The 5,691-nt window shown below is 62.3% G+C and carries 5 protein-coding genes; all 5 read right to left on the bottom strand.

Features of this window, described 5'->3' with window-relative positions; genetic code table 11:
• Positions 1–1,129: glycosyltransferase 87 family protein (locus EN935_RS19835; RefSeq protein ID WP_127373550.1), on the bottom strand; the 1,129-nt coding region annotated here is incomplete at its 3' end.
• Between the two features lie 24 nt (positions 1,130–1,153).
• Positions 1,154–2,584 carry an aspartate aminotransferase family protein gene (locus EN935_RS19830; RefSeq protein WP_245468887.1) on the bottom strand — a complete coding sequence of 477 codons (1,431 nt, stop codon included), beginning with the start codon at positions 2,582–2,584 and terminating at the stop codon, positions 1,154–1,156.
• A 104-nt stretch (positions 2,585–2,688) separates the two neighbouring features.
• Positions 2,689–3,696, bottom strand: coding sequence for an NAD(P)-dependent oxidoreductase (locus EN935_RS19825; RefSeq protein ID WP_127264452.1), 1,008 nt, complete (start codon positions 3,694–3,696; stop codon positions 2,689–2,691).
• Entirely contained in the window at positions 3,693–4,127 is a 435-nt protein-coding gene (locus EN935_RS19820; protein ID WP_109667844.1) for an EamA family transporter, read from the bottom strand. The genes EN935_RS19825 and EN935_RS19820 overlap by 4 nt, the downstream gene beginning before the upstream one ends.
• A 124-nt stretch (positions 4,128–4,251) precedes the next feature.
• A complete protein-coding gene (locus tag EN935_RS19815; protein WP_127373549.1) occupies positions 4,252–5,604 on the bottom strand; it encodes an FAD-binding oxidoreductase in 1,353 nt (450 codons plus the stop codon).
• Positions 5,605–5,691: the final 87 nt, after the last annotated feature.

The raw sequence follows: 5,691 nt of genomic DNA, 5'->3' as shown, positions 1-5,691 counted from the left end.
GGATCAGATGGGGGAAATAGATGCGGGTGTCGTGGATCGGGAAGACGGTGAACTTCGCCAGCGCACCGAGCACCAGTGCCGCAAACAGGATGCCGGCGCGGCGATCGAGGCGGAAGCCGGCGCGGGCGGCGGCAAACCAGCCGGCCAGTGCCAGCACCGACACACCGACCCAGCTGTTCAGGCTGACGGCGCGCAGCAGCGAGGTGGCGAAGGCCCTGAGATAGGCGACCACCGAGAATGGCGGCTCGAACCCGTCCATATTGTAGTGCTGTTCGATGCTGGAGAACCACAGATGTGGCCACCAGCCGGGATGATGGGCCCAGTGCGAAATGGCGAAATAGGCAACGAAGGAAGCGGCAAAACCGGCCAACGCACCCCATGCCCTCTGCCGGTACGCGACCAGCAGCACAGCAAACACAGCGAGGAAAACAATATTGTCCGGCCGCACCATGAAGGCGAGAAAGAGCAGGATCGCCGTCGCCACCTCGCGGCCGCGGACATAGGCGTAGATCCCGCCAAGCAACAGCGCTGAAGTGAGCAGATCCGGCGTCGAGGCACGAGCCGCATCGCCGAAATCAGCCATGATCAGCACCGCACCGATCAAAGGCGCCAAGGCCAGCGCTCCCTCGGAGCGCAGCCACATCAGGGCGATCGCGCCGAACAGCAGCACGGAAAACACCTGTAACAGGCGCATCGCCTCGACCGGCGACATCACCGCGCTCATCGTCGACAGAATCTCGGCATAAAGGAACTTGATCCGGTACATCCCGAGCAGAGAACGGAAGTCGGCGGCATTCTCCGTCATGTGGCTGCGGAAGCGGCTGCCATCATCGGTCAGCGCCTTGTAGTCGCTAGCTGAAACGCCTGATTTGACGGTGTTGTAGGCATAGTCGTGCAGCGCCTGGGCATCGGGATAGGTGCCTTCCTCTCCTATGGCGAGATAGGGCAGCATGTCCCAGTTGGCGTCTGGCATCACCCAGGCGGTGAACGCTGTAAAGAAGATGTAGAGCGCGAAGGCCGCCGCACCGATCGGTGCTGCCAACCGCGCATAGGTCCCCTCGCCCCACGCCAGACCGGCCGCGGTGAGCCGGTCGAGTGGGTTGTTCGGTGCGGGCGACCTGGTCAGCATTGTCGAGCTCAGCGAACTTCGTTTCTAACGGACTTGGCTTTTGACGAAATCCTTCACGATCGACACGATGCCGCGCGACAGCAGACTGTCGAAGGCATCGACGAAGCGGTCGACATGCTCGCGCTGGCAGATCAGCGGCGGTTCGAGCCGGATGACGTTGCGGTTGTACTCGGTGAAGGCGACGAGCACGTCATAATCGCGCAACAGCAGCGCGCCGACGAAGCCAGACAACGAGCCCTTCAGCTTGTCGTCGAGCACGCTGACGATCGGCCGCAGCACCATCGGCAAGGTCTGCGAGAAGTCGTGGAACTCCAGGCCGATCATAAAACCCTTGCCGCGCACATCCTTGATGATCTTCGGGTATTTTTCCCTAAGCGCCTGCAGCCGCTGCAACAGATAGTCGCCAGTGACGGCGGCATTGTCGATCAACCCCTCATCATAGAGCACGTTGAGCCCCTCGATCGCGGTGACGCAGGCTTCGCCCATGCCGCCGAAGGTCGCCATGGCATGGATCATCGCCGTCTTCGGCGTGCCATAGGCCTTCATATAGACCTCGCGCCTGGCAATCATCGCACCCACAGCCGCCTTGCCGGCGCCGAGCGACTTGGCCAGCGCGGTCACATCCGGAATGACGCCGTAATGTTCGAAGGCATAGAAGCGGCCCGAGCGGCCATAGCCGCACTGCACTTCGTCTGCGACCCACAGCACGCCGTACTGGTCGCACAGCGCGCGCAGCTTCTGCCAATATTCGGCGGGCGCCTGGATGATGCCGCCGCCGCCCTGGATGGTTTCGAGCACGATGACGCCGACCTCCGGGTCGGAGCGGAACAGGCGCTCGACCGCCTCGATGTCGGCGAACGGAATGCGGACGGTGTTATCGGCCATCTTGAAGTCGGCGCGATAAAGCTGGCCGTCGGTGATGCCCAGCACACCCTTGGTCTTGCCGTGGAAGGAATTCTCGGCATAGACGATCTTCGGCCGCTTTGGGCCGGCGGCGCGCTCGGCGAGCTTCACCGCCGCTTCCATGGCTTCCGAGCCGGACGAGCCCAAAAACACCATGTCGAGATCGCCGGGCGAGCACTTGGCGATGTTGTGCGCCAGTGCTGCCGCATATTGCGACATGAAGGCGATGGCGATTTCCTGGCGCTTCTCCTCCTGGAATTTCTTGCGTGCTTCCAGAATGCGCGGATGGTTGTGGCCGAAGGCCAGCGAACCGAAGCCACCGAAGAAATCGAGGATCTTGCGGCCGTTCTGGTCGATGTAGAACATGCCTTCGGCGCGCTCGATCTTGATCTTGTGGAAGCCGAGCAGCTTCATGAAATGCAGCTGGCCGGGGTTGAGATGCGCCTTGAACAGGTCGGTCATACGGGCGACATCCATCGCCTTGGCCTGCTCGACGCTGATCAGGTCGGGTTTGGCGATGGTGGCGGGCGACAACGACGGCGCGCTGACCATGGTGCGCACATTGGTCTGTTCGGGCTTGGCCATGACGGTCATTTCAATCTCCTGTCTGCACGCACGACCAGGATCGGGCGCAACGAAAGCTGTTTTGCGAGCCGCTATTCGGCGGGCACATGTTTGATGGCGACAGCGTGACCGGCCTTCTTGGCGCGGTACTCGCTGTAGGCGGCGATCAGCATGTCCTCGTCGCGATATTGCGGCACCCAGCCGAGCTGACGCCCGGCCTTCGACACGTCGAGCACGCACTCCTCGTCGGCGATCAGATATTGCTCCGGGTCCATGATCGGCATGTTCATCAGGTCGAGCAGGTCGAGCGTGCGCTTGACCGCCCAGCCCGGTGTCGGGATCAGGATCGATTTCGAGCCGGCGTGCCTGATCAGGTCGCCGAGCAGCTTCTTCACCGGCGGCGGGTTGAGCGAACCCAAATTATAGGCCTCATTGGGCACACCGGCTTTCCAAGCCGCGCGGGCAGCTTCCGCACAATCGAAAACAGAAATGAACTGATAGGGGTTCCTGCCCGAACCGATCATCGGCACCGGCAAACTCCAGTCGATCAGCTTGAACAGTTTTTCCAGGATGCCGAGCCGGCCGGGACCGATGATCAGCCGTGGACGGAACAGCGAGATCGACATGCCGCGCTTGCGCCATTCGGCCGCCAGCTCCTCGGTCTTCTGCTTCGACCAGCCATATTCGCCAAGCGGCGCGACCGGATGTTCTTCGGTCATCGGCTGGGTGACCGTGTGGCCGTAGATCATATCGGTCGTGTAGTGGACGAGCTTGGCTGCGCCGGCTCTGTCCATGGCCTGCATGATGTGCTCGGTGCCATGGAAATTCACCGGAAAGAAGAAATCGTGCCGCTTTGCGCGCACCTGGATCGGCGACAGCATCTTGGCCGACAGATTGTAGATCATGTCGTCGGCCTTGAGCCCAACCGAAGCGACCGACGCCGGATCGGTGACGTCGCATTGGATAAAGCGGACGCTACGGTAATGCGGCAGGTCGCTCTTGACGATGTCAGCGACGACAACCTCTTCACCATCGGCCACAAGCTTCGGGGCAAGGTGGCAGCCGACGAAACCGTCGCCGCCGAAAATCACATGTCTCATCGAACGATCTCGTTTGCTTGGATCTTGTCGGGCGTGATGGAAGCCGCCTGGTCCTCACGCTCTCGCCCGCTCTGCGCGATCAGCACCGTGCCGACGCAGATGAAGGCGATGCCGGCGATGCGCCAGCCATTGAGATCCTCGCGGAAGACGAAATAGGCGAAGATGGCGACGGCGACATAGGCGAGGCTGAGGAACGGATAGGCGAAGGAAAGCTCGACCTTGGACAGCACATAGAGATGCGAGGCCATCGAGATGACAAAGGTGCAGAGGCCCAGGAACACCCACGGGCTGAAGACGATCTGCAACAGCTTGACCAGCGGATTGACGCCCTCGAACGAGATCGGCCCGAGCGACATCATGCCTTGCTTCAGCATCAGCTGCGCGGCGGCATTGGTCATGACCGTAAAGAGAATGAAGACGATGTATTTCATGTGTTCTAAGCCACCCCTTCACGCTTCCTATTACAAACCCGCAAACATTTAGTGAAGCCACAAGAATGTTTTGAGTGAATCGTGGATTTAACGATTCGGTAACCAAGAATTACTCGAGTTTTATCTATTCCGCCGCCTCGACCACACCTCGCCGCGTGTCCAGCTTCCTTGCCGTCCGCGCCCAGAAGTCGGACATGAAGGCAGGATCGCGAAGCGCCTCCAGCCGCGGCCATTCGGGAAAGGACGAAGCGAAGATGTCGGCGCCCATGCGGGCGTCCTTGTAGGGGTTGACCGCGCCGCCCGCCTCGACCGTGATGCGATCGAGGTCCCGCAACAAGACGAGCGTCGCAGCCCCCCTGTTGGGGAAATCCAGCGTCAGCGTGTAGCCGGGGCGCGGGAACGAGAGCAGCGCCGGCGAGCGGATGGAGCCGAAGCGTTTCAGCACGGTGAGGAACGAGCCCTGCCCGGCTTGCCTTGCAGCCGCCAGCAGTGCCGGCACGGCGTCGCGCGCCGCCTCTTCCGGCACCACGCTCTGGTGCTGGAAAAGCCCTTTCGGCCCGTAAAGCCGGTTCCAGTCGCGCACGCCGTCGAGCGGAAAGAAGAAGCCCTGGTAGCCGGTCTGGCGCGGCGCCGTCGAGCGCCCCTTCTTCCACCTGTAAGCGGCGTTGAAGGTGGTCAGGAACGGCCGATTGAGCACATTGAACGGCGGCTGGACCGGCACCGAGAGATTGCCGCCGGCACGCGAGGCGGCATGCGAGCCGTGCTCGGCGTGATTGCCTGACAACAGCAACCCGCGACCGCTGTTGCGACCGCCGGCAAGCTGGTCGATCCAGGCAACGGCGTATTCATTGGCCTGATCGGCAGCCTCGGCCAGGTCGAAAAATTCGCCGAGGTCGCGAAACGGCGTCGTCTTCTCGACGATGTCGAGGGAAGGAACCCGCATCAGCCGGATCGAGGCCGACAGGATGAGACCGGTCAGCCCCATGCCACCGATCGTCGCCGCAAACAGCCGCGCATTGCCCGATGCCGAGCAGCGGTGGGTCTTTCCGTCGGACCTGAGCAGCGTGAAGGTCTCGACATGGCAGCCGAAGGTGCCGCGCCGGTGATGGTTCTTGCCATGCACGTCATTGGCGATGGCGCCGCCGAGCGTGACGAATTGGGTGCCTGGCACAACCGCCGGGAAGAAGCCGTAAGGGGCAGCGTGGGCGATGATGTCGGATAACAGCACGCCGGCATCCGCCTCGAGAACACCGGTTTCGGCGTTGAAGGAGCGGATCCGGTTCTGCGATCGCATATCGACGACCGCGCCGGCCTGGTTCTGGCAGGAATCGCCGTAGGAGCGGCCATTGCCATAGGCAAGCAAAGACGCTGGCTTCGCCTGACCGCCCTTCAGCAGCGCGATCCCCTCATCGGCACCGATGGCGCGTGGCGCCGACGGTGTGGCAAGGCCAAAGCTCGGGAACCGCTCCGTGGCCATGCCTACCAGCCCCCGATGACCAGCATCACCGCGCCGATCAGCACTACGATCTGGCTGCGCCAGTCGCGGATGATGAAGACGACCGGA

The organism is Mesorhizobium sp. M7D.F.Ca.US.004.03.1.1 (genome assembly GCF_003998635.1).
Taxonomy (GTDB): Bacteria; Pseudomonadota; Alphaproteobacteria; order Rhizobiales; family Rhizobiaceae; genus Mesorhizobium; species Mesorhizobium loti.
This window is presented reverse-complemented; position numbering and strand designations above follow the sequence as displayed.